The sequence below is a fragment of the Puniceibacterium sediminis genome (assembly GCF_900188035.1).
GTDB lineage: Bacteria > Pseudomonadota > Alphaproteobacteria > Rhodobacterales > Rhodobacteraceae > Puniceibacterium > Puniceibacterium sediminis.
In genome coordinates, this window is the sequence record NZ_FZNN01000011.1 from 70,277 (window position 1) to 94,655 (window position 24,379).

Sequence of the window (24,379 nt, forward strand, 5' to 3'; positions counted from 1 at the left end):
GAACAAGAGGTGAACGAAAGCAGCGATTGTTGCCCGGAAGCGGGTGTGGGATAAGGACAGGTAACTCATGGCAACGGCAGATCTTTTGACAATGGATAACAAGAAAACCGCGGACAAGCAGAAGGCGCTCGAGAGCGCTCTGGCGCAGATCGAGCGCCAGTTCGGCAAGGGTTCGATCATGAAGCTGGGCGGCGACAATGTCATCAAGGACATTGAATCGACCTCTACCGGATCGCTGGGGCTGGATATCGCTCTTGGCATCGGGGGGCTGCCAAAGGGGCGGATTATCGAAATATACGGACCCGAATCGTCGGGCAAGACGACACTGACGCTGCATTGCGTGGCGGAAGAGCAGAAAAAAGGCGGAGTTTGCGCCTTTGTCGATGCCGAACATGCGATGGATCCGCTTTATGCGCGCAAGCTGGGTGTAAATCTGGATGAGCTTCTGATTTCCCAGCCCGATACGGGCGAGCAGGGGCTTGAGATTGTCGACACGCTGGTGCGCTCTGGCGCGGTCAGTCTGGTTGTTGTCGACTCGGTTGCGGCACTGACGCCGAAATCCGAGCTTGAGGGCGACATGGGGGATTCTTCTGTCGGCGTGCATGCCCGTCTGATGAGCCAGGCGATGCGCAAGCTGACTGGTTCGATTAGCCGCTCGAACTGCATGGTGATCTTTATCAACCAGATTCGCATGAAGATTGGCGTCATGTTCGGCTCGCCCGAAACGACGACGGGTGGCAATGCGCTCAAGTTTTACAGCTCCGTTCGTCTCGATATCCGCCGGATCGGCGCGATCAAGGACCGTGACGAAGTCGTGGGCAATGCGACCCGTGTGAAGGTGGTCAAGAACAAGGTGGCACCGCCGTTCAAGCAGGTCGAATTCGACATCATGTATGGCGAAGGTATCTCCAAGACGGGCGAACTGCTCGATCTGGGCGTGAAGGCTGGTGTCGTGGACAAGTCCGGTGCCTGGTATTCCTATGGCGATGAGCGGATCGGTCAGGGACGCGAGAATGCCAAGGTGTTCCTCAAGGAAAACAGCCGTATTGCCAACGAGATCGAAGATAAGATCCGCGCGGCACATGGGCTTGATTTTCACATGTCCGAGGATGCTGACGGCAAGGGTGGCGATGACCTCGTGGAGAGCTGAGTCTCGAATTTAACGGGACATAGATAATCGTGCCTTCCATGGACGTTGTATCCTAGCTGAACGAATGTAAAATTGGGTGCCCGGTAGGGTGCCCTTTTTTCGTGCTGGTTTTGGGGGTGTTGCGACGACAGACCCCGAGCGCAGAGGGTGTGCTACATACTTCCGCCTGTAGGTCTTTGCCGTCTGTGAGATGGCCGTTAGCGCAGTTGCACCGCAACATCAGGGCTATCGGCTTATGGACAGGCGGCGGGCACGACGATACACCTTCCCGAAACCCGCCATTATGACCCGGAAGAGACCTAACCAGATGCCCAGCCTGAACGACATCCGCTCGACCTTTCTGAGCTATTTCGAGAAACAGGGACACAGGGTCGTTCCGTCGAGCCCTCTGGTTCCGCGCAACGATCCCACGCTTATGTTTGCAAACTCAGGCATGGTGCAGTTCAAGAACCTGTTCACCGGGGTGGAGCATCGTGATTATACGCGCGCTACGTCGGCGCAGAAATGTGTGCGTGCGGGCGGCAAGCACAACGATCTGGACAATGTCGGCTACACCGCTCGGCACCATACGTTCTTTGAAATGATGGGAAATTTCAGCTTTGGCGACTACTTTAAAGCCGAAGCGATCCCGTTTGCCTGGAATTTGATCACCAAGGAACTCGGTATCGACAAGAACCGCCTGCTGGTCACGGTCTATCACACCGATGACGAGGCCGTGGAGATCTGGAAAAAGGTCGGTGTGCCCGAAGACCGGATCATCCGCATCGCCACCAACGACAACTTCTGGATGATGGGCCCGACGGGTCCCTGCGGGCCGTGTACCGAGATTTTCTATGACCACGGCGATCACATTTGGGGTGGACCTCCGGGCAGCCCTGACGAAGATGGCGACCGGTTTGTCGAGATCTGGAACCTCGTCTTCATGCAGTACGAGCAGTTCGAGGATGGATCGCGCAAGTCATTGGCCGCACAGTCCATCGACACTGGCATGGGGATCGAGCGGGTTGCGGCGCTGCTTCAGGGTACCAACGACAACTACGCCACGGACCTTATGCGTTCTTTGATCGAGGCATCGGCCGATGCAACATCTACCGATCCGGATGGGCCGGGCAAGACGCACCACCGGGTGATTGCGGACCATCTGCGCTCAACCTCCTTCCTGATCGCGGACGGGGTGATGCCGGCCAATGACGGGCGTGGCTATGTGCTGCGTCGGATCATGCGCCGAGCGATGCGACATGCGCATATGTTGGGCTCGCAGGATCCGGTGATGCACAAACTGGTCCCGGCGTTGGTACGCCAGATGGGCGCAGCCTATCCGGAACTCGGCCAGGCACAGGCGTTGATTCAGGAGACACTGCGGCTCGAAGAGACGCGGTTCAAGCAGACGCTGGACCGCGGGTTGAAGCTGCTGGATGACGAACTCGCGGGCCTGAGCGAAGACGCCGCACTTCCCGGCGCCTCGGCCTTCAAGCTTTATGACACCTATGGATTCCCGCTGGATCTGACCCAGGATGCCCTGCGCGAACGGGGCCGCACGGTCGAGACCGAAGGTTTTGACGCCGCCATGGCCGAGCAGAAGGCCAAAGCGCGCGCCGCCTGGTCCGGTTCGGGCGAGTCTGCGGATGCGGCGATCTGGCTCGATCTGGCGGACAAGCATGGGGCGACCGATTTCCTGGGCTATGACACCGAAACCGCCGAGGGTCAGATCTATGCGCTGGTAAAGGACGGAGTCGAGGCTCTGACTGCGAAGCGGGGCGATGCAGTTCAGATCGTGCTGAACCAGACGCCGTTCTATGGTGAAAGCGGCGGTCAGGTCGGGGATCAGGGTATCATCCAGACCGAAGGCGGTCTGGCCAAGGTGACCGACACCAAGAAGGTGGCAGGGGTCTTCATCCATTTTGCCGAGATCACCGAGGGCGAGATCAAGCCGGGTCAGGCAGCCGTTCTGACGGTGGACCATGCGCGGCGTACATCAATCCGCGCGAACCATTCTGCGACCCACCTGCTGCACGAGGCGCTTCGGCGTGCCTTGGGCGATCATGTTGCGCAACGCGGGTCGCTCAATGCGCCGGATCGGCTGCGGTTTGATTTCAGCCACGGCAAGGCGCTGACCCCGGCCGAACTGGTGCGGGTCGAGGAGGAGGTGAATGCCTTCATCCGCCAGAATGCCGCAGTGGATACACGGATCATGACACCGGATGATGCCCGCAAGATCGGTGCGCAGGCTCTGTTTGGGGAGAAATACGGCGACGAGGTGCGTGTCGTGTCTATGGGTACGCAGCTTGGGTCGGGCAAGGGGACTGACGGTCAAACCTATTCGCTGGAACTTTGCGGCGGCACTCATGTGCGCCAGACAGGCGATATCGGCGTCTTTGTGACGCTGGCGGATTCTGCATCCAGCGCCGGCGTGCGGCGGATCGAGGCGCTGACGGGAGAGGCTGCATTTGCCTATCTGCGGGAAAACAGTCGGATCGTGAACGATCTGGCGCAGGAATTCCGCACTCAGCCCGGCGATGTGATCGCGCGGGTCGGAACGCTGGTGGCAGACAAGCGGCGGCTTGAGAACGAGATCGCCCAGCTTCGCCGCGATCTGGCGATGGCCGGTGGTGCCGGGCATGGCAATGAGGCTGAGGTGCAAAGCATCAACGGCGTAAACTTTGTTGCTCAGGTCCTGAGCGGCGTATCCGGCAAGGAGCTGCCGCCTTTGATCGATGAACACAAGTCGCGCATTGGCTCGGGCGCGGTACTGCTGATCGCGGATACGGGCGGCAAGGCGGCGGTAGCGGCCGGGGTCACGGATGACCTCAAAGGAACGCTGTCTGCGGTCGATCTGGTCAAGGCGGCGGTGGCCGAACTGGGCGGAAAAGGTGGCGGCGGCCGCCCGGACATGGCGCAGGGCGGTGGTGCGAGCGCGGAAAATGCCGTAGGTGCGATTGCCGCCGCGGCCAAGGTTATTGGAGGATAGACGATGCCAGCACTCTGGATTGCTCATGTACATGTGACCGACGCCGACGCCTATGGCAAATACGCCAAGCTCGCCGGTCCCGCGATCGCCAAGCACGGTGGCAGCTTTGTCGCCCGCGGCGGGAAATACGTGACGCTTGAGGGCAAGGAGCGCGCCCGCCACGTCGTCGCACGGTTCCCCAGTGTCGAAGCGGCCGAGGAATGCTATAATTCGCCCGAGTATCAGGCAGCGCTGGACTTTGCCCGTGGTGCGTCCGAACGTGATCTGATTATCGTCGATATCACCGAGTAGAGGCGCACCCATGACGATGGCGCACTGGATGCCGCTGGTTCTGCTGGCGGCATCGAACGTTTTCATGACGATCGCGTGGTACGGACATCTGAAATTCCCCGGTCAGCCGCTCTACGTTGTGATCTTCATGAGCTGGGGGATTGCGCTGATCGAATACTGCCTGGCTGTGCCGGCCAACCGGATCGGGCACCGCGTCTATACGGCGGCAGAGCTGAAGACCTTTCAGGAGGTCATCACGCTGATCGTCTTTGCGGTTTTTTCTGTGATTTGTCTGCGCGAGGCGCTGACGCTCAACCATGCGTTGGGCTTTGGCTTCATCGCACTTGGGGCGTTCTTCGTCTTTCGCGGGCCATTCTGACGTTTCGCGCGCTGCTGATCGTCAGGGGGTAGATGCTTTTCGGGCCCGTGCAGATGTTGCTGCACGGGCCCGAGCGTTTAGGTATCAGAGCGTTTTCGACATCCGCTTGCGCTCATGCGGGTCAAGGTACCGCTTGCGCAGACGCACCGATGTGGGCGTAACCTCGACCAACTCGTCGTTGTTGATATAGGCGATGGCCTGTTCCAGCGACAAAGTGACCGGCGTGGTGAGGCGCACAGCTTCGTCCGTACCGGAGGCGCGAACGTTGGTCAGCTGCTTGCCCTTGAGCGGGTTCACTTCAAGGTCGTTTTCGCGGGCATGTTCACCGATGATCATGCCGGTATAGACCGGTGTCTGTGCACCGATGAAGAACTTGCCGCGATCCTCAAGCTTCCAGAGCGCGTAGGAGACGGCGGTGCCGTTTTCCATCGAGATCAGCACACCGGCACGACGGCCCGGGATCGGACCCTTGTGCTTGGCCCAGCTGTGGAAAACGCGGTTCATGACGCCGGTGCCGCGCGTGTCGGTCAGGAATTCGCCATGATAGCCGATCAGGCCACGCGCAGGTACATGGGCGATGATACGGGTCTTGCCCGCGCCTGCCGGCTTCATCTCGACCAGCTCACCCTTGCGCGCGCCTGTGATCTTTTCGATCACGGCACCGGAATAGTCGTCATCCACGTCGATGGTGACTTCTTCGATGGGTTCTTCAACGCCGTTCTCGCCTTCACGGGTGATGACCTGAGGGCGCGAGATCGACAGTTCGAACCCTTCGCGGCGCATGTTTTCGATCAGAACGCCCATCTGGAGTTCGCCACGTCCCGAAACCTCAAACGCTTCGCCGCCGGGTGTGTCCGCGATCTTGATGGCGACGTTGGATTCGGCTTCTTTCATCAGGCGTTCGCGGATCACGCGCGACTGAACCTTCTTGCCTTCGCGACCGGCAAGGGGGCTGTCGTTGATGCCGAAGGTGACCGTGATGGTAGGCGGATCGATCGGCTGTGCTTCAAGCGGTTCGTCGACGGCAAGGGCACAGATGGTGTCGGCCACGGTGGCCTTGGTCATGCCCGCCAGACTGACGATGTCGCCGGCTTCGGCTTCTTCGATGTCCTGCTGGCCGAGGCCGCGGAAGGCGGTGATCTTCGTCACACGGAACTGTTCGATCTTCTGGCCAATGCGCGACAGCGCCTGCACGGTGGCGCCGACCTTGATGTGGCCGGATTCGACGCGGCCCGTCAGGATACGGCCCACAAAGGCGTCGTTGCCGAGGGTCGTCGCCAGCATGCGGAAATCTTCATCCCGGCGCTTGAGCTGCTTGGGGGCGGGCACATGGTTCAGGATCAGCTGGAACAGCGCATCTAGGTTTTTGCGCGGCCCGTCCAGTTCAGCATCAGCCCAGCCAGAGCGGCCCGAGGCGTAAAGGTGCGGGAAATCGAGCTGATCTTCGTCTGCGCCGAGGTTGGCGAAAAGGTCAAAGCATTCGTCGAGCGCGCGGTCGGGCTCGGCGTCAGGCTTGTCGACCTTGTTCAGCACCACGATGGGGCGCAGGCCAAGGGCAAGCGCCTTGGACGTCACGAATTTGGTCTGCGGCATCGGGCCTTCGGCGGCATCGACCAGCAGGACGACACCGTCGACCATCGACAGAATCCGCTCTACCTCGCCACCGAAATCGGCGTGGCCGGGCGTGTCGACGATGTTGATGCGGTGGCCTTTCCATTCAACCGAAGTGGCCTTGGCCAGAATGGTGATACCGCGTTCGCGTTCCAGGTCGTTGGAATCCATGGCCCGTTCTGTCGTGGCCTGGTTCTCGCGGTAGGTGCCGGATTGTTTCAGAAGCTCGTCCACCAGCGTTGTTTTGCCGTGGTCCACGTGAGCGATGATCGCAACGTTGCGAAGGTCCATGTCGGGTCTGCCTTTTGGGATGTGTTGCGCGCGGCCTACCGGTCAGGGCGCCAAAAGGCCAGCCCTAATGCGTCGCAGTGCTTGAAAAGACGTTTATGGTGGCAATCCCGGCGATGATCAAGCCCATTCCCAGGACGGCAGGCAGATCGAGTTTCTGCCCGAAAGCGACAAAGCCGATCACGGCAATGAACACGATCCCGAGCCCGGACCAGAGTGCATAGGCGATACCGACCGGAAACGTTCTGAGCGAGACCGAGAGCAGATAGATCGCGATGCCGTAACCCAGAACGACGATCAGCGATGGCAGGGGCCGGGTGAACTGCTGGCTGGCCTGAAGTGCGGTCGTGGCGATGGTTTCGGCGAGGATGGCGATGGCGAGGATCAGGTAGGGCATGGATGGTCCTTCAATTTGGCTGCCACCGCGTGTCGTGGGCACAGGTCGCCTAGGGCGAGGGTATTTGGAATGAGAAGAAGCCGGGTTCGGATCCATGCCTCTTGTCTTTACCAACTACGCAAAAGCAACCTTTTCCGCCAGCGTCTAGGCTCTTGGTGCAGTGCGATTCCGACATGCTTCCGTTTAGATTTTTTCATGGTTTTGCCAGCCTCAGGGCCCCGCGGTTGCGCGAGGCTGGTCAACAGGGCCTGTAGTTCTAGTTCAGCGGCTTTGCGATGCGCTCCGCTTCACTGGGGCAAGTGTATTGCGAACCGTTTGCGAATCTCGGCATCGGTGAGCGCGTCAAAACGGGCAGCGCTGCGGCTGGACAGGATACGCTCTTTCATCTCTGTGGCTCGCGTCAGCAGATCAGGACGGTCGCGCTCGATCCACTCCTTGGGCGATGTCCGGTCTCCCAGTGTCGGATAAACATAATCTGTCTGCATCAGCGCCAGAGTCTGATCCGAGCCAAGGTAATGTCCCGGCCCGTCGAGGCAGGTCGCGCGGATGACGTCGAGGCTGACGCTATCCTCTGAAACCTCGATCCCCTTTAGGCAGCGCAGAGCCTGACCAATCAGATCATCGCCCAGAATCAGCGACTCGTGGCAGAATCCCAGTAGTGACGCGTGCATGCCCGCCGCCTCGTACACCATGTTGAGCCCGGACAGTCCGGCCATGACATTGGAACACATCTGTTCCCAACCCGCCTGCATGTCGGGCAGCTTGGAATCGGCGATGCCGGCAGCGGCCCCCCCTGGCAAGGCGTAGAACCGGTGCATCTGGGCGCAGCCCGCCGTCAGCAGGGCCTGTTCCCCCGATCCGCCCGACATTGCGCCGGTGCGCAGGTCCGACACGAATGGCCAGGTGCCAAAGATCGCCGGGTGCCCGGGCGCGATGGCGTTGACATAGACGAGCCCGGCGAGGCATTCGGCGACCGCCTGCACGATGGCTCCCGCGATCGAAGCCGGGGCCGTCGCACCGGCCTGACCAGCCGAGAGCAACAGGATCGGCATGCCGCCACGGATGCAGGTTTCCATCACCTCACAGCTTTCCGTGGCGAACTTCATCGGCGGCACAACGAAACAGTTCGAATTGCTGACAAATGGGCGGGCCCGCCAGGCATCTTCGCCGCCAGCCATGACATGGAGCATTTCAATTGCGTCACGGGCAAAGGCAGCCTCGGTAAACGAAGTGCCCACATGTTTGGTCGTTCCGGCGCAGCAGGCATAGACGGTGTTCAGATCCATTTCGCGATTGTCGGGGATGTCGCGGCAGACCATGGGGCGCTGAACGAAATGGATATTGTCGAGCTGGTCGGCGATCCGGGCAGCATCGTGCAGGTCCTGCACTGTGCTTTCGCGGTATTCACGCGTGTGCACATCGACCATATGCACTGCTGCGCCAGCCGTACCGTAGTGGACGCGGGATCCGCTTAGCTCCAGATCATGACGCGGATCGCGCCCACAGAGCGTGACGGAGCGATTGGCGCGGGCAATGGTGTCTTCTATCAGCGCGGCCGGAAAGCGGATGCGGCCATCGGTCCCCATGATGGCGCCGACGGCGGTCATGGCGGCAATGCCCGATGCGGGTGCATTGGCAAGCCCGATTTCCGACAGGGCGGCAAGGGCGGCCTGATGGATGCGGTTCACGGCGGTTTCGCTTAGCGGGTTGTACTGGCCGCCAGCCATACCTGCGCGCACGGGGCGTAGGTGGTCGGCCAAGGGGGATGTGCGGGCGCTGAACCGTGCGGCACGGCCACCGGAACGCCGGGAACTAGGAGCTGTCATATCGGGAACTTTCACAAGGGGAGGGGCGCGTTTGTGGGGCGGCTATTTACGGACGCCCGCGCGCTGCGCGGCCACGCCGTGCACCGATTGTTCTGAGGATCAGAGCGCATCTCGCTCGTACCATCGTGCCGAATCCTTGCTGGTTCCGCGCTATACTGCTCCGAATCGGTGCGAATTCTTTGCCGTCTCCGACGACAGGTCGTTTTTGTATCTTCTTGTCCGAACGCGGGTTTCATCAGTGGTCAAGACTTGGTCCGGGTTAACCGCCTGTGAGGGATTGCACAGCTATGGTCCCGCCATGCCGGATCAACGTTTGTATTCGGCGCGCATTTCTTACCCGGAGGGACAGATATGAAACATGCACTTATTGGAACGGCACTTTTGCTTGGCTCGGCGCAGATGGCGTTGGCCGTCGATTACGGGACTGCCATGCAGGGCTTTGTCGATGCTCAGGTAATGCCTTGGGCGCAGGACCCGGTACTGATCGACGCGATCATCGCGCACAATGCGATGACACAAGGATACGATGACGCAAGGGTTCTTGAACTGGATGCGGAATGGGCGGCGCAAATCGACGCCGCAGATAAACCGTTGATTTCCGCTGTCACCGACTCGCCAGCCTCGGATTTCCTGCGCACCCAACTGGCGGCATCCAGCGGCGTTATTTTCGAGATCTTTGTGATGGATGCACAGGGCCTGAACGTGGCATCTTCGGGTCTGACATCAGATTACTGGCAGGGTGACGAGGCCAAGTTCCAGGAGAGCTATGGTGCGGGTGTCGGCGCAGTCCACTTCAGTGATGTCGAATACGACGAATCCAGCCAGCAATATCAGGCGCAGATTTCGTTCAGCCTGACCGATCCTGCGAGCGGGGAATTGATCGGTGCGATCACGGTCGGGGTCAACCCCGACGCCGTCATGTAAATGCACCATTAAAGGATAATGGCAATGAGTTTGGATAGTCTCCGAGACCGCCTGCGGGCTGCGACCGCCTCGGTCTTTGTTAAATGTACCGCCGTTATGGTTCTGACGACCCTGTCAGTGTCATTTGTCCTGATCAACAAGGCATTCGAGATCAGCACAATCACCGCAAGTTCGGCTGTTCAGCGTACGGCGCTCAAGACGGTCGAAGCAAGGGCGGTGCAGTTGTTTGATGCTGTGCGCTTCAATGCCGGTGAAAAGATTGAATCCTCCAGCCACAATGCGCTGGAGGAAGCTGGTTCTAGCGGCATTGCTGCGATTGTGATGTCGGCGGATGGCACCATCATGAACGAAACCGGCGATCTCAAAAGTGATCGCTATAAAGAGGCTGTCGCTCTGGCCAAGGCCGCAACCACCGAGGGGGTGTTGAAAACATCTGCCGACGAATTTGTGATTGCCATGCCCCTAGTTCGGGGAGAGGGCCAGCCTGCCCTTGGCGCGTTTGCCATGATCTGGACGCCGAAGGCGGCAGTGGACGCGTTGAAGGACGAAAAGATGAGCGCGCTTATCTATGGTGCTGTCGTCTTTGTCGTGATGCTGGCGGTCACGATCTTTCTGCTGCGACATGTTATCGGACGCCCGGTTGCGATGTTGAAAGAGACAATCTCTCAGGTTGCCCAGGGTAATTACGATGTGAAGATTGATCTGGCACAGCGTGGCGATGAATTTGGCGCTATCGCACGGGAATTAGCCGAACTGACCGACGTGTTACGTCTGGCCCGGGGGGCCGAAGAAATCCGGCAAGCCAACCTTCAGGAACAGTCGAACGTGGTTCGTTTCCTGAGTGAAGGTCTCGTTGCACTCGCTGATGGCGTGTTGACACACACAATTTCAGAGCGTTTTCCCGACGAGTACGAAGCACTGCGTGCAAACTATAACAGCGCGATCGACAGTCTGCGCATGGCAATTACCGAGGTCAAGACTAATGCAGACAGCATCCGCAGCGGTGCCGATGAAATCAGTCAAGCGTCAGAAAGTCTATCGCACCGTACCGAAACTCAGGCTGCAACTTTGGAACAGACCGCTGCGGCTCTCGATGAGCTCGTAACCAGTGTGAAATCGGCGGCCGACGGCGCGCGGCAGGTGGACGAAACGGTTAAATCCGCCAATGCGATGACCGAACAGAATGCCGGCATCATGAAGAATGCCGTGGCGGCTATGACCGAAATCGAAAAGTCATCTGAACAGATCGGCGAAATTATCGGCGTGATCGACGATATCGCCTTTCAGACCAATCTGCTTGCCCTGAACGCAGGGGTCGAGGCTGCGCGCGCAGGTACAGCCGGTAAAGGTTTTGCTGTGGTCGCTTCCGAAGTCCGGGCGTTAGCACAGAGAAGCTCTGATGCGGCACAACAGATCAAGTCGCTGATCAGCGGATCCAGCTTGCAGGTGAAAACTGGTGCGCAATTGGTGGATCAGGCAGGCGCGGCCATGCTCGAAGTTGTGGACCGGGTACAGTATATCTCTGGGCTGGTCAGCGATATCGCGCATGGTGCCTCGGAACAGTCCCAGGGTATCAATGAAATCAACATTGGCGTTACCAGCCTTGATCAGGTGACGCAGCAGAATGCGGCGATGGTCGAAGAATCTTCATCGGCGGCCATGGCCCTTAGTTCAGACTCTCAGCGATTGATCCAACTGGTGGCCAAGTTCCAGCTTTCTGGCGGGGGGGCTATAGTGTCTTCCGCTGCAGTAGCGGCACCTGCGGCGCCCTCTTCCCGGGCGGCATAGCCTGAATGCCGCTCTGTGTTTGATGCGGACTTTTTTCGACCGCCACGAACACATTCCAAGACACGTCAGCCCTTTGGAATAAGAGAGTTAATTGAGCTTCGTGTTCTGCGGGCAAATGGGCTCTAAGCCAAACTGATGGCAGGTGCCGTGGAAGAGACCCCGAGGCAGGACTGAAGAAGGTCGAAATTTCATGTCGCTCGTAAGGGTGGATTTGTTCACGGCTTTCTTGGGCGACGGCTCGATGTTGAGTGGCCAAAAACCAAGCGCGGAAGCGGGTTCTTAGAATTTGGGTCATCGTCCGGTTGCAGATGGTCCGGGTGTAAACCGGGCCAAAGCGATTGCAATTTGGGATTTGTACTCGCTAAAGACAGATAGCGTGGCCGCGTCAGAAGATGTTATCCAGGCGCAATCCGTTTCACGTCACAATGCGCTGGATACGAAAAGGCCCCCCATTTGTGAGGGGCCTTTTGCTTTGATCTCCGCTAGGCGATATTACCGGGGCAAGGCGGCGGCTTCGCGGGCGAGCTCTTCAATGGCTTTCCAGTCACCCTTTGCCACGAGATCCTTTGGGGCGACCCAGCTGCCTCCTACGCAGAGCGTATTGGAGAGGCTGAGATAGTCATCGGCGTTTTTCAGCGAGACGCCGCCCGTGGGGCAGAAACGAACCTGCGGGATCGGCGCGCCGATGGCTTTGAGCGCCGGGGCGCCGCCGTTCGCTTCTGCCGGAAAAAACTTCTGCACGGTGTAGCCACGCTCCAGAAGCCGCATGACTTCCGAGGCGGTGGCCGCGCCCGGCAGGATTGGCAAATCTGCGTTTTCACAGGCCGACAGAATGGTGTCCGTTGCCCCCGGCGATACGCCAAACTTTGCGCCGGCCGCAACGGCGGCCTTCACGTCGGCGGGGGTCAGCAGGGTGCCCGCGCCAACTGTGCCGCCTTCGACTTTGGCCATCTCGCGGATCGCGTCGAGCGCCGCCGGGGTGCGCAGCGTAACTTCGAGTGCGGGCAGACCACCGGCCACCAGAGCCTCGGCTAAAGCACGGGCGCTGGAGGCATCGTCAATGACGAGGACCGGGATGACTGGGGCGAGACGGCAGAGAGCCTCGGACAATTTGCTGGCGTCTTGGGGTGTGAGCATGGCGGCCCTTTTCAAATTTGGTGAAGTCAGTTTTCTGTGTATTTCCGAAGAGAAGAATTCTGGGGGCGCTCTAGACCACCACAGCCGCGCCGTTTGAGGCTAGGCCGACATTCCTGCGGAAGACGTCAAAGAGTTCCCGGCCCACGCCATGGCCATTGTCACTCAGATCTGCGGTAACGGGTACGCGACTGTCGAAATCCGGGGCAAGACAATCTATCGTACCGCTGACCGCGTCCAGACGGATCATGTCGCCGTTGCGCACCCGCGCCAGCGGGCCGCCATTGGCCGCCTCGGGCGAGACGTGGATGGCCGAAGGCACCTTGCCCGACGCACCCGACATGCGCCCGTCGGTGACCAGAGCCACCTTGAGCCCCCGGTCTTGTAGCACCGCCAGAGTCGGGGTCAGGCTGTGAAGTTCGGGCATGCCGTTGGCGCTGGGACCCTGGAAGCGGACGACGACAATAGTGTCTTCGGTGAACTCACCCGCCTTGAAGGCGGTCTTGACGTCTTCCTGGTCCTCGAAAACGCGCGCCTTTGCCTCGATCACGTGGCGTGAAGGATCGACTGCGGAAATCTTCATCATGCCATGGCCGAGGTTGCCCTCAAGCTGCTGCAACCCGCCGGTTTTCTGGAACGGATCGGAAGCGGGGCGCAGAATCCTGTCGTTAAGCGAGGTGCCCGCACCGGGGGCGTAGGTCACATGTCCTTCGGCCAACTTGGGTTCCTGAGTGTAAAGTGACAACCCGTCACCGGCCACGGTCTTGACGTCTTCGTGCAGAAGGCCTGCGGTCAGCAATTGGCCGATCATGTAGGACAGGCCACCCGCAGCATGGAAATGGTTCACGTCTGCCAGCCCGTTGGGATAGACCTTGGCCATCAGCGGCACCACGTTTGAAATTTCGTCAAAGTCCTGCAGTTCCAACGCGATACCGGCGGCGCGGGCCATTGCGGGCAGGTGCAGCACAAGGTTCGTCGACCCACCGGTGGCCATCAGGCCGACCATGCCGTTCACAAAGGCTTTGGCATCGAGAATATCGCAGACAGGGCGGTAGTCGTTGCCAAGTGCCGTGATTTCAAGCGCCCGTTCGGTGCCCGCGATGGTCAGCGCCTCGCGCAGCGGCGTGTTCGGGTTGACGAAAGAAGCACCCGGCAGGTGCAGCCCCATGAACTCCATCAGCATCTGATTGGAATTGGCGGTACCGTAGAAGGTGCAGGTGCCCGGGCCGTGATAGCTCTCCATCTCGGCTTTCATCAGAGCGTCGCGGCCGACCTCGCCATTAGCGAATTGCTGGCGAACCTTGGATTTTTCATCATTGGGCAGGCCGCTGGTCATCGGACCGGCAGGCAGGAATATGCCGGGGATGTATCCAAAGGTGGCGGCTCCCATCACGAGGCCTGGAACGATCTTATCGCAGACGCCAAGATAGATTGCCGAGTCAAAGACGTTGTGTGACAGGGCGATCCCGGCTGCGAGCGCGATCACGTCCCGTGAAAACAGCGACAGTTCCATGCCAACCTGGCCTTGGGTGACGCCGTCACACATAGCCGGAACGCCCCCCGCAACCTGTGCCGTCCCGCCCTGAGCGCGGGCGGCGGCGCGGATGATGTCGGGATAGGTCTCAAACGGCTGGTGCGCCGAAAGCATGTCGTTATACGCCGTGACGATGCCGATGTTCGGTGCCTTGCTATCGGCGAGCGAGGCCTTGTCGTTCCCCATCGCCGCATAGGCATGGGCCTGGTTGCCGCAGGTGAGGTGCGCGCGGCGCGGGCCGTCTTCGGCGGCGCGGCGCATCCGGTCGAGGTAGCGTTCGCGCAGGGGCGCGCTACGTTCTTCGATACGGCTGGTGACATTGGCGATTGTGGCGTTCAGGGTCATGGATCCGTCCTTGTCCCAAAAAATGGCTAACTGAGGCGACTGTAGCTTAGTTAGCGCTAACAGTAAAGATTGCTCTCTGCCGGGATGCTGTTTACCCGCGTGTCTTGGCCCCGGGTGGCTGGGTGTGCGATGTGCATGGGTACTCTGCGCAATTCTTCCGTGGGTAACAAGGGCGTCGGGCAACAGGGTTACCCGGTTGGGCGGAATCCGGGGCAGAGTGACCCGATAGCGCATCTGGACGCTTTCCAGTACGCGCGGGACCGTCTAAGAGAGCGGAATGACAGAGCCCCTTCTCCCCACCGTCCGCCTGAAACCCAAGGCCAATGCCCGCGCTGTTCGGCGCGGCTTCCCTTGGGTTTTTGCCAATGAAATGGTCGTTGACCGCCGCACCGGTGCGCTGCCGCCGGGCAGTGTCGCCTTGCTGGAGGACGCTGAGCGTACTCCGATGGGTCTTGTCGCGGTCAATCCGACATCCAAGATCATGTGCCGGATGCTCGACCCGACCGGAACAGAGGCGCCCGATCAGGCGTGGTTCGCGGCGCGGATCAGCTTTGCGCTGGCCCTGCGCGAGCGTCTGTTCGACAAGCCGTTCTACCGGCTGATCCATGCCGAGGCGGATGGCCTGCCGGGCGTGATCATTGACCGTTTCGGTGATGTCGCGGTGGTGCAGCCGAATGCGGCCTGGGCTGATGTTTACCTCGATGCGATGGTTGCGGCACTGGTCGAGGTGACGGGTGTCACGACCGTGCTTAAGAACTCTGGCGGGCGGGGGCGCACGCTCGAAGGCCTCGACGATCTGGATGCGGTTCTGGTTGGAACGGCACCAGAGGCACCGCTGGCGGTCGAGATGAACGGCGCTGTGTATCTTGCCGATGTAACCGGCGGACAAAAGACCGGCCTGTTCTATGATCAGCGGCCCAACCATGCCTTTGCGGCCCGTCTTGCCAAAGACGCGCGGGTTCTGGATGTGTTTTCGCATGTTGGTGGCTTTGCGCTTGCTGCTCTTGCCGGTGGCGCAGAATCCGCGCTTGCGGTGGATGGTTCTGCGCCGGCGCTTGCCCTGGCAACCGACGCCGCGGCCCGGATGGGCGCTTCCGAGAAGTTTACGACCCGGCAGGGCGATGCCTTTGATGCGATGATGGGGTTGGCGCAGGAAGATGCGCTGTTCGATCTGGTCATCTGTGACCCACCTGCCTTTGCGCCGTCCAAACCTGCGCTGGAAAAGGGTCTGCGGGCCTATGAACGTGTGGCGCGTCTGTCAGCGGGACTGGTGCAGGAGGGCGGCTATCTGGTGCTGTGTTCGTGCAGCCATGCGGCGGATCTGACCGTGTTTACAGGCGCTTGCCTGCGTGGGATCGGGCGGGCCGGGCGGCGTGCGCAGCTGGTGCACACCGGTTTTGCCGGGCCGGATCACCCGCTGATGCCGCAATTGGCCGAAAGCGGTTATCTCAAGGCGTTGTTCTTCCGGCTGTGAAGGTTCTGATCGACACCTGCGTCCTGTACCCGACCGTGATGCGCGTCGTGGTGCTGGGCGTGGCTGCGACGGGGGCGTTCACGCCACTCTGGTCGGCGCGGATCCTTGAGGAATGGGCGCGGGCTGCGCGCAAACTGGGCCCCGGCGGAGAAGAGCGGGCGCGCAGTGAGATTGCGGTTCTGCGCGCCGAGTGGCCCGGGGCCGAGGTGGTTTGGAAGCCGTCGCTGGAGTCGCGGCTTTGGTTGCCGGATCCGAATGACGTGCATGTGCTCGCGGGGGCGGTGGCCGGGTCGGCGGATGTGATCCTGACGTTGAACGCCTCTGATTTTCCACGCAATGTTCTGGCCGACGAGGGGGTGAGCCGTGCCGATCCGGATGCCTTTCTGCTGGGGCATTGGCAGGCACAGCCCGAGGCGGTGGCGCGTGTTTGCACCAACGTTCTGGAAGAGGCGCGGCGTTTGTCGGGGAAACCCTGGGAAATGCGCGCACTTCTCAAGAAAGCACGTTTGCCGCGACTGGCCAAAGCCGTGGCAACCTGAAGTGTTACTTGATCCGTGCGCCGTAAGCTGCTGATCAATTTAACAAAAGGCAGCCCTGTGATGTTAACGAAAAATTAGCCTGCACCCAGAAGGGTTGCAGCAAAGGGTGCGTGATGGTAATTCGCCCGCAAAACCCGATATTTTTCATCGGATACGATACGAAGGTACAGGCACAGGTGCACGTCACACACCCCGAAGTCACCCCACCGAGACTGGAAATTCGCAATCTGGTGCGCCTGTTCGAGGGCAAGGCCGTTGTTGATGACGTCTCGCTGAGTATTCAGCCGGGGCATGTGACCTGCCTTCTGGGGCCCTCGGGCTGTGGCAAATCCACCACGCTGCGTATGATCGCCGGGGTGGATATACAGAACTCTGGTCAAATCTATGTGGACGGAAATCTGATCTGCGACACGGTGTTCCGAGTGCCCCCCGAGCGGCGTTCGATCGGGTTGATGTTTCAGGATTTCGCCTTGTTTCCACATCTGACGGTGGGCGAAAATGTAGCCTTTGGGTTAAGCGGTCCGAAGGAGAAAAAGCACAAGCGCGTATCGGAACTGCTTGAACGCGTTGGCCTTTTTCATTTCATTGGCGACTACCCTCATTCGCTATCCGGGGGTGAACAACAGCGGGTCGCCTTGGCGCGGGCGCTGGCGCCGCGCCCGCGGGTGATGCTGATGGACGAGCCGTTTTCGGGGCTGGATGATCGTCTGCGGGACGGCATCCGGGATGAGACGCTGGCGCTGCTGAAGGAAGAGGGCACGAGCGTTCTGCTGGTCACCCACGAGCCGGAAGAGGCGATGCGTATGGCCGACGAGATCGCGTTGATGCGCGACGGGCGGATCGTGCAGCGGGGCGCTCCGTATAACATCTACAAGTCGCCGGCCGACAAAGAAGCCGTGGCATTTTTCAGTGATATCAATGTATTGCAAGGCACTGTTCAGGGCGCTTTGGTGGATACGGCCTTTGGTGAGTTTCTTGCCCCCGGTGTGCCCGATGGCGGCGCGGTCGAGATTGTGTTTCGCCCGCAGCATGTGGGTATCGACTTTGATCGTGGCGGGCGCGGACCCAATCCGACGGAGTTGCAGGGCACGCCCGCGCGCGGTTTGGTCGAACGGGCGCGGTTCATGGGGTCCGAGAGCCTTGTTGAATTCCGCATGGATCACGATGGCGCGGTGCTGAAGGCAACCGTGCCGAACGTGTTCCTGCCCAAGGTCGGCACCGCGATGTGGCTGACCGTGCGGCGGGACCGCTGTTTCATTTTCCCCAAAAAACGCTGAAAACGCCGAAAACGCTGGTATGGCAGGCGTATGGTTTTCGTATGGAAACCGTATGGCTGTCGGTATGGGCGGTTTCAGGTCACGCGGGGTTTCCTGTCGTCGGGCGCGTAGTCCGAGAGGCGTTTGCCCGGCTCGTCCACGAACAGTCCCGGCACGGTGCTGAGCGCGGTGATGCGGTCGATCCGGAAGCTGGCGAAATCACCTGTGGTTTCATCCCAGACGACGCAGGTCCAGACGCGGCCCCAATAGTCGATGTGCAGCGGGCGCACGGTATGTGCCTCTGACGCGCCGGACAGCGTGACCTTAAGCTTTTGCCGGGTGCGGATGGCGGAGCGGAAGGCTGGCATGTGGCGGAACCCCTGTGCGGCCTCGGCAAAGGGATAGGTGGCGAAACCGAACCGGCCCGGGGCGGGGCCGGCATCCTGGGGCAGCACGGCGTCGATCTTGGACGACAGGGTGCGGGCGGCTTCGGCAAGGTCGGGCAGGGTGCCCGCGCCGACGGCGGCGAGGCCCAGGTGCAGCGCCTCAAGCTCAACCTCGGTCAGGTTCAGGGGCGGCAGGGTGATGGCGGCGCGGGCGGTGTAGCCGATGCCGCGCGCACCTTCGACCGGCACGCCAGAGGCCGCGAGCGTGTCCATATCACGATAGATCGTGCGGATCGACACGTTGAGCGCGCGGGCAAGATCTTCGGCGCGGTGAAGATCACCATCCTTGAGCCGCATCATCAGGGCATAGAGCCGGTCGGCGCGTTTCATCTGGGGAACCTTTCGCATCGGGTGATTCGGGGCGGGTTGAGCGGTAATACTGACAAAAACCTGTCAACTGACAACCTCTTGACAAATGGCGGGGTAAAATGGGCTCCAAACCGCCGTGATCCGGGGGCTTTGCCGCTTTTCGAGGGTTGCGAAAACCACTAGAACCCCCAGATGATTATTAGCGGGTCGCTGACGGCCCCGCCTTCGTGAGGAGAGAGAGATGCTAAACAATATCGGCCTTCCCGGCCTTCTGCTGATCGCGGTTGTGGTGCTGGTCCTGTTCGGACGCGGCAAGATTTCCAGCCTGATGGGCGAAGTCGGCAAAGGCATAACCGCCTTCAAAAAGGGTGTGAGCGACGGCAGCAAAGAGCTTGAAGAAGAGCAGGCAGAAGCCGCCCGTGACATCACCCCGTCCGAGCAAGAGAAAGACAAGGTGTAAACCCGAATGTTCGATCTTGGCTGGTCCGAGCTTTTGCTCATCGGGGTCGTGGCCCTGATCGTGGTGGGTCCCAAGGACCTGCCGGTACTGTTCCGCAATGTCGGGAAGTTCATGGGGCGTGCCAAAGGCATGGCGCGTGAATTCAGCAAGGCGATGAACGACGCCGCGGATGAGACAGGCGTCAAGGATGTGGCCAAGACCTTCAAGACGGCGGCAAATCCGATGTCGTCCGCCATGGACGGGGTCCGGGACGCGGCGAAGTCGATGACCAACCTGAACCTTGATCCGAAAAGCGAGACCGGCAAGCTGGCGAAAGAGCGCGAGGCGGACCGCAAGAAGATCGAGGTGTCGACGGCGCGGGCTGCGGCAGATCGCAAGAAGCGCGAAGCCGAATCCGCCGCCAAGCGCGCCGATGAGATGGAGGCCGAAATGAAGGCCGAGGCGCAGATCGGCCCCGATGCCGATGCGCCCAAGGGTGATGCATGAGCGTGAATGACGATATCGAGGATTCCAGCGCGCCGCTGATCGAGCATCTGGCAGAGCTGCGCACGCGGCTGATCCGGTCGGCGGTGGCGTTCATCATCGGGATGGTGCTGGCCTTTACCGTGGCCCAGCCGATCCTGCAGTTCCTGCTGCATCCGATCGAAGAGACGCTGCGCAATCTGGGCGATCCGTCGCCGACGATGCAGTATACCTCGCCTCAGGAATATCTGTTCACGCTGTTCCGGATTTCCATGGTGTTCGGCTTTGCGCTGGCATTTCCGGTGATCTCTTACCAGATGTGGCGGTTTGTGGCGCCGGGGCTGTACAAGTCCGAAAAGGGGGCGTTTCTGCCCTTCATGATCGCTTCGCCCTTCATGTTTTTGCTGGGCGCGAGCTTTGCGCATTTTGTCGTGACGCCGCTGGCGATGCAGTTTTTCCTGGGCTTTGCGGACGTCAGTTCGATCTTTGCCAACCTGTTGCAGCACGCGGCGGTGAGTGTTTCCGAGGGTGTGACGACTGCGCTGCCGGTCGATGCCGCTGTGGTGCCTGAAACGGTTGACGGCATACGGATCACCTTTTTCGGTAAGGTGAATGAATCGCTGGATATCACGCTGAAGTTCATCATGGCCTTCGGTATGTGTTTCCAGCTGCCGGTGCTGCTGACGCTGATGGGCAAGGCGGGCCTTGTGTCTGCCGCAGGTCTGGGCGCGGTGCGCAAATACGCGATGGTGGGCATTCTGGTGCTGGCCGCCGTGGTGACGCCGCCGGATGTGACGACGCAGGTGATCCTGTTTGTGGTGGTGTACGGCCTTTACGAGATGTCGATCCTTCTTGTGCGCATGGTCGAGCGGAAGCGCGAAAAGGATCTGCGGGCACAGGGCCTGTGGTTCGAGGATGACGCCGACGAAGATCCGATGGCGGCCGAGTTCGAGGACGACAAGTGAGCAAGACGTTGAAACGGATTGCCGAGGCGCTGGAGCGGATGGCTCCGGCGCCGATGGCGGCCCCGGATCTGGACGCGGCAGAGGCGTTTGTCTGGCACGTCGGCCCGGACCGTCTGGAGCCGGTGCAAAAGGTGTCGCGGGTGGATCTTGACCTGTTGATCGGGATCGATCGCAGCCGCGAGACCCTGTTGACCAATACCGAACAGTTTGCGCGCGGGTTGCCCGCGAACAACGCCCTGCTTTGGGGCGCGCGGGGGATGGGCAAGTCATCGCTGGTGAAATCGGTCCATGCCGAGGTTCTGGCGCGTGGACTGCCGCTGAAGATCGTCGAGCTTCAGCGCGAGGATCTGCCATCGGTCGCCAGGTTGCTGAACCTGCTGCGCGGCGCGGATCACCGGTTCCTGCTGTTTTGCGACGACCTGTCGTTTTCCAACGATGACCAGCATTACAAGAGCTTGAAGGCGGTTCTGGATGGCGGGATCGAGGGGCGGCCGGAAAACGTGCTGTTCTACGCGACATCGAACCGCCGCCACCTGATGCCGCGCGACATGATCGAGAACGAGCGGTCGAGCGCGATCAATCCCGGTGAGGCGGTCGAGGAGAAGGTGTCCCTGTCTGACCGGTTCGGGCTGTGGCTGGGCTTTCATCCCTGCACGCAGGACGATTATCTGGCGATGATCGATGGCTATTGTGCGGCGCATGATTTGGTCGTTGCGCCCGATGTCCTGCGCGCCGAGGCGATCGAGTGGCAGGCGACACGCGGGTCGCGGTCTGGGCGCGTGGCCTGGCAGTTCTTTGTCGATCTGGCCGGACGACAGGGCTTGCGCATTTCCTGACATTGGGAACGTGATCCGGCGGTGCGCGCTGGCGCGCGCGCACGGTATCTCGGCACCGCCTTTGGCGGTGCCTTGGGTTGGCGCGGGTTGCGGGGGCAGTTTGCTGCTGTGACGGAGCGCGTGCCGCCGGGTTGGGATACCTCCGGCGGGGATATCTTCGGGCAGATGAAACCGCGAGAGGCCGGTAAGGCCCATCGCGGTTTCCGGGCGCTGATTATTTCAGATATTTCATCGGATCGACGGAATCAAAGCCGTTGCGGACCTCGAAGTGCATGCGCGCCGGGTCGCCTGCGCGGACGACGCCGATGGTCTGGCCACGGCTGACGGGATCGCCCTTTTGCACCGTCAGCCCGTCGATATGGGTGTAGACGGTCAGCAGGTTGTCCGGGTGTTTGATCACCAGAATGGGGATGTTTTCCGTATTGGTGGTGATCGCGGCGACGGTGCCATTGGCGGCGGCCCGGACGGGACTGCCGACCGGGGCGGCGATGTCGATGCCGTCATTCTTGCCCTTGGCATATTCGCGGATGATGCTGCCCTGCACCGGATAGCTCATCGCGGCAGAGGCGGTGGCAGGTGCGTTTTGCGTGCCGATATCGGGTTTCGGCACTGCCGGGGCCGGGGCGGCGGCGGGCAGGGTTGTGGCGGCGGGCAGGGGTTTCGAGGCACTGGGCGGAACCGGCGTGGGGCTGCCCGCGCCGGGCGCTGTGGTGGAAGCCGCAGCCGATTGCTGGCTGCCGGGCAGAGCGGTGGGGATCAGCAGGTATTGGCCGGCGCGCAGGGTATAGTTGCTGTCGAGACCGTTCCAGTCGCTGAGCGCGCGGGGCGTGATGCCGTAGAGGCGCGCGATGCTGAAGGCGGTTTCGCCGCGCTGGACCTGGTGGCGGATGGGTTCGGCGCCGCCTGTCGTCGTGCTGCTGCTGCTGGTTCCGGTGGCGGCAGGGGTCGGTGAGGCGCGGTCGATGGCAGCACCTGCAAGGGTGGTGATGTCGATGGCCCCGGCGGGAGTGATCGCGCCCGTTGTTGGTGTGGCAGCGGCGACGCGGCGCGGCAGGGCGATCACTTCGCCCGCGCGCAGGGTATCACCCGGCTGGATGCCATTGTACGTCGCGAGTTCCGCCGCAGGAAGACCGACGCGGCTGGCGAGGCTGGCAAGCGTGTCGCCACGTTCAGCCACGGCGACCTGATAGGTGGGATAGCTGAGCACGCCGCGTGCATCCGGGACGGGCCGGGAGGCGGTGGCCATGGCGGCCGCCTCGGAGGTGTCGACCGAGCCGCCGATCCGTCCGCGCATATCAAGGTCCATGGGGCGCGAACAGGCCGTGGCCGCCAGCAGGGCGATGCCGACGCAGGTGAGCCGGGGCAGCGCGGCGAAGGTGCGGCGAATGGGGGGCGTGGAGAAGGGGGCGTGGGTCACTGTCATCTCGAATATCCTCGGGTGCGTCCCTTGTTTGCCGGGACGTCGTCATGAAACTGTGTCGGTCTCAGCTGTCCTTGCCCAGACCTTCGACCAGCGGCACAAAGCGCACGGGGCGCATTTCGTCGTATTCATAGCCCGTTTCATGCCGCGTTACACGGATCAGGCTTTGGACCGTGTCGGACTGGCCGACCGGCAGCACCATGATACCGCCAATCTTGAGCTGGGCCAAGAGCGGGCCGGGGGGATCCTCGGCTGCGGCGGTGACCAAAATCCGGTCAAACGGTGCCTGATCGGGCAAGCCGTGGGAACCGTCCGCCGTGAAGGCGGTGATGTTGGTAAGGCCGAGCTGATCAAAGACCATACGCGCCTCGCGGACGAGGCGCATGTGGCGATCGACGGTGTAGACCCGGCGCACCAGACAGGACAGGATCGCCGCCTGATAGCCCGAGCCGGTGCCGACTTCTAGCACCTTGTCGCGGGAGCTGAGTTTCAGCGCCTGGGTCATCAGCCCGACCACGGACGGCTGGGAAATGGTCTGGCCACAGGCGATCGGCAGGGGCATGTCGTCATAGGCGCGGTCGGTGAAATAGCCGCGGATAAAGGGGCCGCGGTCGATCTTTTCCATCGCGCTGAGCACGGCATGGTCGGTCACGCCCTTGGAGCGGAGCGCATAGAGGAACTGCATCTTGCGTTCCGCCTCCTCATTCATGCGAAAGCGTCTTTCAGCATATCAAGCTGGTCGTGCGCGGTAAGGTCGGCGCGCATCGGCGTGACGCTGATGTAGCCCGCAAGGTTCACATCCGCATCCGAGCCGGGGTGCGTGGCGGCGCGCTGATCGCCGCCCTTGATCCACAGGAACCGACGGCCCGAGGGCGAGAGGTGCGGCTCGACCGCGAAGGTGGTGTTTTCGCGAAACCCCTGCGGCGCGACGCGGGTGCCGAGCACATCCCTGGCGGCGACGGGCGGGAAATTGACGTTGTAGAACAGGCGGTAGTCCTTTTGCGCGGGCGGGTCGGCGCGCAGGATGCGACGGATGGTGTCGGCGCCATGGGTGGCGGCGGCCTCGAACGGGTCGTCGAGATGGACATTGTCGGGGCCGTAATACTGCGACAGGGCGATCGAGGGCACGCCCTGAAGGGCCGCCTCCATCGCGCCGCCGATGGTGCCGGAATAGAGCACGTTTTCGGCCGAGTTGTTGCCCCGGTTGATGCCTGAAAGAACCAGATCGGGGGGCGTATCCTTCATCACGTCATGCAGGCCGGCAAGCACGCAGTCGGCGGGGCTGCCTTCGGCGGCGAAGGTGCGTTCACCCAGCTGGGCGATCATGGTGGGATGGGTGTAGCTGATGCAGTGACCGACGCCGGACTGTTCAAAAGCCGGGGCGACGGTCCAGATGTCGCTGTCGTCATCGACCAGCGCAAGCGCGATCTGGTGCAGCACCTTGAGGCCGGGCGCGTTGATACCGTCGTCATTCGTGATGAGAATACGCATGAAATTGCCTGTCCTGTCTTTTTCTCTGCATATGCGAGAGGTGGGCGGGGGGCAAGCGGCGGGGACCGCTGCACGCCACCCCGGCGGCAATGCGGGGCAGCTGTGCC

Annotated in this window: 22 protein-coding genes; 13 read left to right on the forward strand and 9 right to left on the reverse strand. The window is 61.2% G+C overall.

The window, feature by feature from the left end:
* The first annotated feature begins 67 nt into the window (after nucleotides 1–67).
* The 4 genes from recA (at nucleotide 68) to CHB75_RS12840 (ending at nucleotide 4,767) form a co-directional block, all read left to right on the forward strand.
* A complete protein-coding gene (gene recA, locus CHB75_RS12825; RefSeq protein WP_089271073.1) occupies nucleotides 68–1,150 on the forward strand; it encodes a recombinase RecA in 1,083 nt (360 codons plus the stop codon).
* Nucleotides 1,151–1,457: 307 nt separating this feature from the next.
* Nucleotides 1,458–4,118, forward strand: a complete 2,661-nt coding sequence (gene alaS / locus CHB75_RS12830) for an alanine--tRNA ligase (RefSeq protein WP_089271074.1) — start codon at nucleotides 1,458–1,460, stop codon at nucleotides 4,116–4,118.
* Between the two features lie 3 nt (nucleotides 4,119–4,121).
* Complete coding sequence (locus CHB75_RS12835; RefSeq protein WP_089271076.1) at nucleotides 4,122–4,409, forward strand: DUF1330 domain-containing protein; 288 nt, start codon at nucleotides 4,122–4,124, stop codon at nucleotides 4,407–4,409.
* Nucleotides 4,410–4,419: 10 nt separating this feature from the next.
* The gene (locus tag CHB75_RS12840) at nucleotides 4,420–4,767 is read left to right on the forward strand and encodes a DMT family protein (RefSeq protein ID WP_089271078.1); all 348 of its coding nucleotides are present in this window, start codon (nucleotides 4,420–4,422) and stop codon (nucleotides 4,765–4,767) included.
* Nucleotides 4,768–4,851: 84 nt separating this feature from the next.
* On the opposite strand, the gene typA is transcribed toward CHB75_RS12840, so the two are convergent.
* The 3 genes from typA to CHB75_RS12855 all read right to left on the reverse strand — a co-directional run bounded on the left by typA (nucleotide 4,852) and on the right by CHB75_RS12855 (nucleotide 8,889).
* Nucleotides 4,852–6,669, reverse strand: a complete 1,818-nt coding sequence (gene typA / locus CHB75_RS12845) for a translational GTPase TypA (protein WP_089271080.1) — start codon at nucleotides 6,667–6,669, stop codon at nucleotides 4,852–4,854.
* Between the two features lie 64 nt (nucleotides 6,670–6,733).
* Nucleotides 6,734–7,063 (reverse strand): DMT family transporter, encoded by a 330-nt coding sequence (locus CHB75_RS12850; protein ID WP_089271082.1) that lies wholly within the window; start codon nucleotides 7,061–7,063, stop codon nucleotides 6,734–6,736.
* Between the two features lie 287 nt (nucleotides 7,064–7,350).
* Complete coding sequence (locus CHB75_RS12855; protein WP_089271084.1) at nucleotides 7,351–8,889, reverse strand: trimethylamine methyltransferase family protein; 1,539 nt, start codon at nucleotides 8,887–8,889, stop codon at nucleotides 7,351–7,353.
* A 351-nt stretch (nucleotides 8,890–9,240) separates the two neighbouring features.
* On the opposite strand from CHB75_RS12855, the gene CHB75_RS12860 reads away from it, so the two are divergent.
* Both CHB75_RS12860 and CHB75_RS12865 read left to right on the forward strand, forming a co-directional pair.
* On the forward strand, nucleotides 9,241–9,813 hold the full coding sequence (locus CHB75_RS12860) for a hypothetical protein (protein WP_089271086.1): 573 nt from the start codon (nucleotides 9,241–9,243) through the stop codon (nucleotides 9,811–9,813).
* A gap of 96 nt (nucleotides 9,814–9,909) precedes the next feature.
* Entirely contained in the window at nucleotides 9,910–11,601 is a 1,692-nt protein-coding gene (locus CHB75_RS12865; protein ID WP_245840955.1) for a methyl-accepting chemotaxis protein, read from the forward strand.
* A gap of 492 nt (nucleotides 11,602–12,093) precedes the next feature.
* On the opposite strand, the gene eda is transcribed toward CHB75_RS12865, so the two are convergent.
* Nucleotides 12,094–12,738 (reverse strand): bifunctional 4-hydroxy-2-oxoglutarate aldolase/2-dehydro-3-deoxy-phosphogluconate aldolase, encoded by a 645-nt coding sequence (gene eda, locus CHB75_RS12870; protein ID WP_089271090.1) that lies wholly within the window; start codon nucleotides 12,736–12,738, stop codon nucleotides 12,094–12,096.
* 70 nt (nucleotides 12,739–12,808) lie between these two features.
* Nucleotides 12,809–14,614, reverse strand: a complete 1,806-nt coding sequence (gene edd, locus CHB75_RS12875) for a phosphogluconate dehydratase (RefSeq protein WP_089271092.1) — start codon at nucleotides 14,612–14,614, stop codon at nucleotides 12,809–12,811.
* A 277-nt stretch (nucleotides 14,615–14,891) separates the two neighbouring features.
* On the opposite strand from edd, the gene CHB75_RS12880 reads away from it, so the two are divergent.
* From CHB75_RS12880 to CHB75_RS12890, 3 genes are all read left to right on the forward strand, one after another.
* Complete coding sequence (locus tag CHB75_RS12880) at nucleotides 14,892–16,088, forward strand: RSP_2647 family RNA methyltransferase (RefSeq protein WP_089271094.1); 1,197 nt, start codon at nucleotides 14,892–14,894, stop codon at nucleotides 16,086–16,088.
* Nucleotides 16,085–16,627, forward strand: coding sequence for an RSP_2648 family PIN domain-containing protein (locus tag CHB75_RS12885; protein ID WP_089271096.1), 543 nt, complete (start codon nucleotides 16,085–16,087; stop codon nucleotides 16,625–16,627). Before CHB75_RS12880 ends, CHB75_RS12885 begins: the two co-directional genes overlap by 4 nt.
* A gap of 113 nt (nucleotides 16,628–16,740) precedes the next feature.
* The gene (locus CHB75_RS12890) at nucleotides 16,741–17,904 is read left to right on the forward strand and encodes an ABC transporter ATP-binding protein (RefSeq protein WP_089271098.1); all 1,164 of its coding nucleotides are present in this window, start codon (nucleotides 16,741–16,743) and stop codon (nucleotides 17,902–17,904) included.
* A gap of 74 nt (nucleotides 17,905–17,978) precedes the next feature.
* Here CHB75_RS12890 and CHB75_RS12895 read toward each other — a convergent pair whose 3' ends face one another.
* Nucleotides 17,979–18,659, reverse strand: a complete 681-nt coding sequence (locus CHB75_RS12895) for a helix-turn-helix transcriptional regulator (RefSeq protein WP_089271100.1) — start codon at nucleotides 18,657–18,659, stop codon at nucleotides 17,979–17,981.
* 220 nt (nucleotides 18,660–18,879) lie between these two features.
* Here CHB75_RS12895 and CHB75_RS12900 point away from each other — a divergent pair, with 220 nt between their 5' ends.
* The 4 genes from CHB75_RS12900 to CHB75_RS12915 are packed head-to-tail and all read left to right on the forward strand — an operon-like array spanning nucleotide 18,880 to nucleotide 21,361.
* Nucleotides 18,880–19,098: a twin-arginine translocase TatA/TatE family subunit gene (locus CHB75_RS12900; RefSeq protein WP_089271102.1), complete on the forward strand. Its 219-nt coding sequence runs from the start codon at nucleotides 18,880–18,882 to the stop codon at nucleotides 19,096–19,098.
* 6 nt (nucleotides 19,099–19,104) lie between these two features.
* Complete coding sequence (gene tatB / locus CHB75_RS12905) at nucleotides 19,105–19,584, forward strand: Sec-independent protein translocase protein TatB (protein ID WP_089271104.1); 480 nt, start codon at nucleotides 19,105–19,107, stop codon at nucleotides 19,582–19,584.
* The gene (tatC, locus tag CHB75_RS12910; protein WP_089271106.1) at nucleotides 19,581–20,525 is read left to right on the forward strand and encodes a twin-arginine translocase subunit TatC; all 945 of its coding nucleotides are present in this window, start codon (nucleotides 19,581–19,583) and stop codon (nucleotides 20,523–20,525) included. The genes tatB and tatC overlap by 4 nt, the downstream gene beginning before the upstream one ends.
* Nucleotides 20,522–21,361 carry an ATP-binding protein gene (locus CHB75_RS12915; protein WP_245840957.1) on the forward strand — a complete coding sequence of 280 codons (840 nt, stop codon included), beginning with the start codon at nucleotides 20,522–20,524 and terminating at the stop codon, nucleotides 21,359–21,361. Before tatC ends, CHB75_RS12915 begins: the two co-directional genes overlap by 4 nt.
* A 214-nt stretch (nucleotides 21,362–21,575) precedes the next feature.
* Here CHB75_RS12915 and CHB75_RS12920 read toward each other — a convergent pair whose 3' ends face one another.
* The 3 genes from CHB75_RS12920 to surE all read right to left on the reverse strand — a co-directional run bounded on the left by CHB75_RS12920 (nucleotide 21,576) and on the right by surE (nucleotide 24,272).
* The gene (locus tag CHB75_RS12920; RefSeq protein ID WP_245840963.1) at nucleotides 21,576–22,667 is read right to left on the reverse strand and encodes a LysM peptidoglycan-binding domain-containing protein; all 1,092 of its coding nucleotides are present in this window, start codon (nucleotides 22,665–22,667) and stop codon (nucleotides 21,576–21,578) included.
* Nucleotides 22,668–22,845: 178 nt separating this feature from the next.
* Nucleotides 22,846–23,490, reverse strand: coding sequence for a protein-L-isoaspartate(D-aspartate) O-methyltransferase (locus CHB75_RS12925; protein ID WP_089271110.1), 645 nt, complete (start codon nucleotides 23,488–23,490; stop codon nucleotides 22,846–22,848).
* A complete protein-coding gene (surE, locus tag CHB75_RS12930; RefSeq protein WP_089271111.1) occupies nucleotides 23,487–24,272 on the reverse strand; it encodes a 5'/3'-nucleotidase SurE in 786 nt (261 codons plus the stop codon). Before surE ends, CHB75_RS12925 begins: the two co-directional genes overlap by 4 nt.
* Nucleotides 24,273–24,379: the final 107 nt, after the last annotated feature.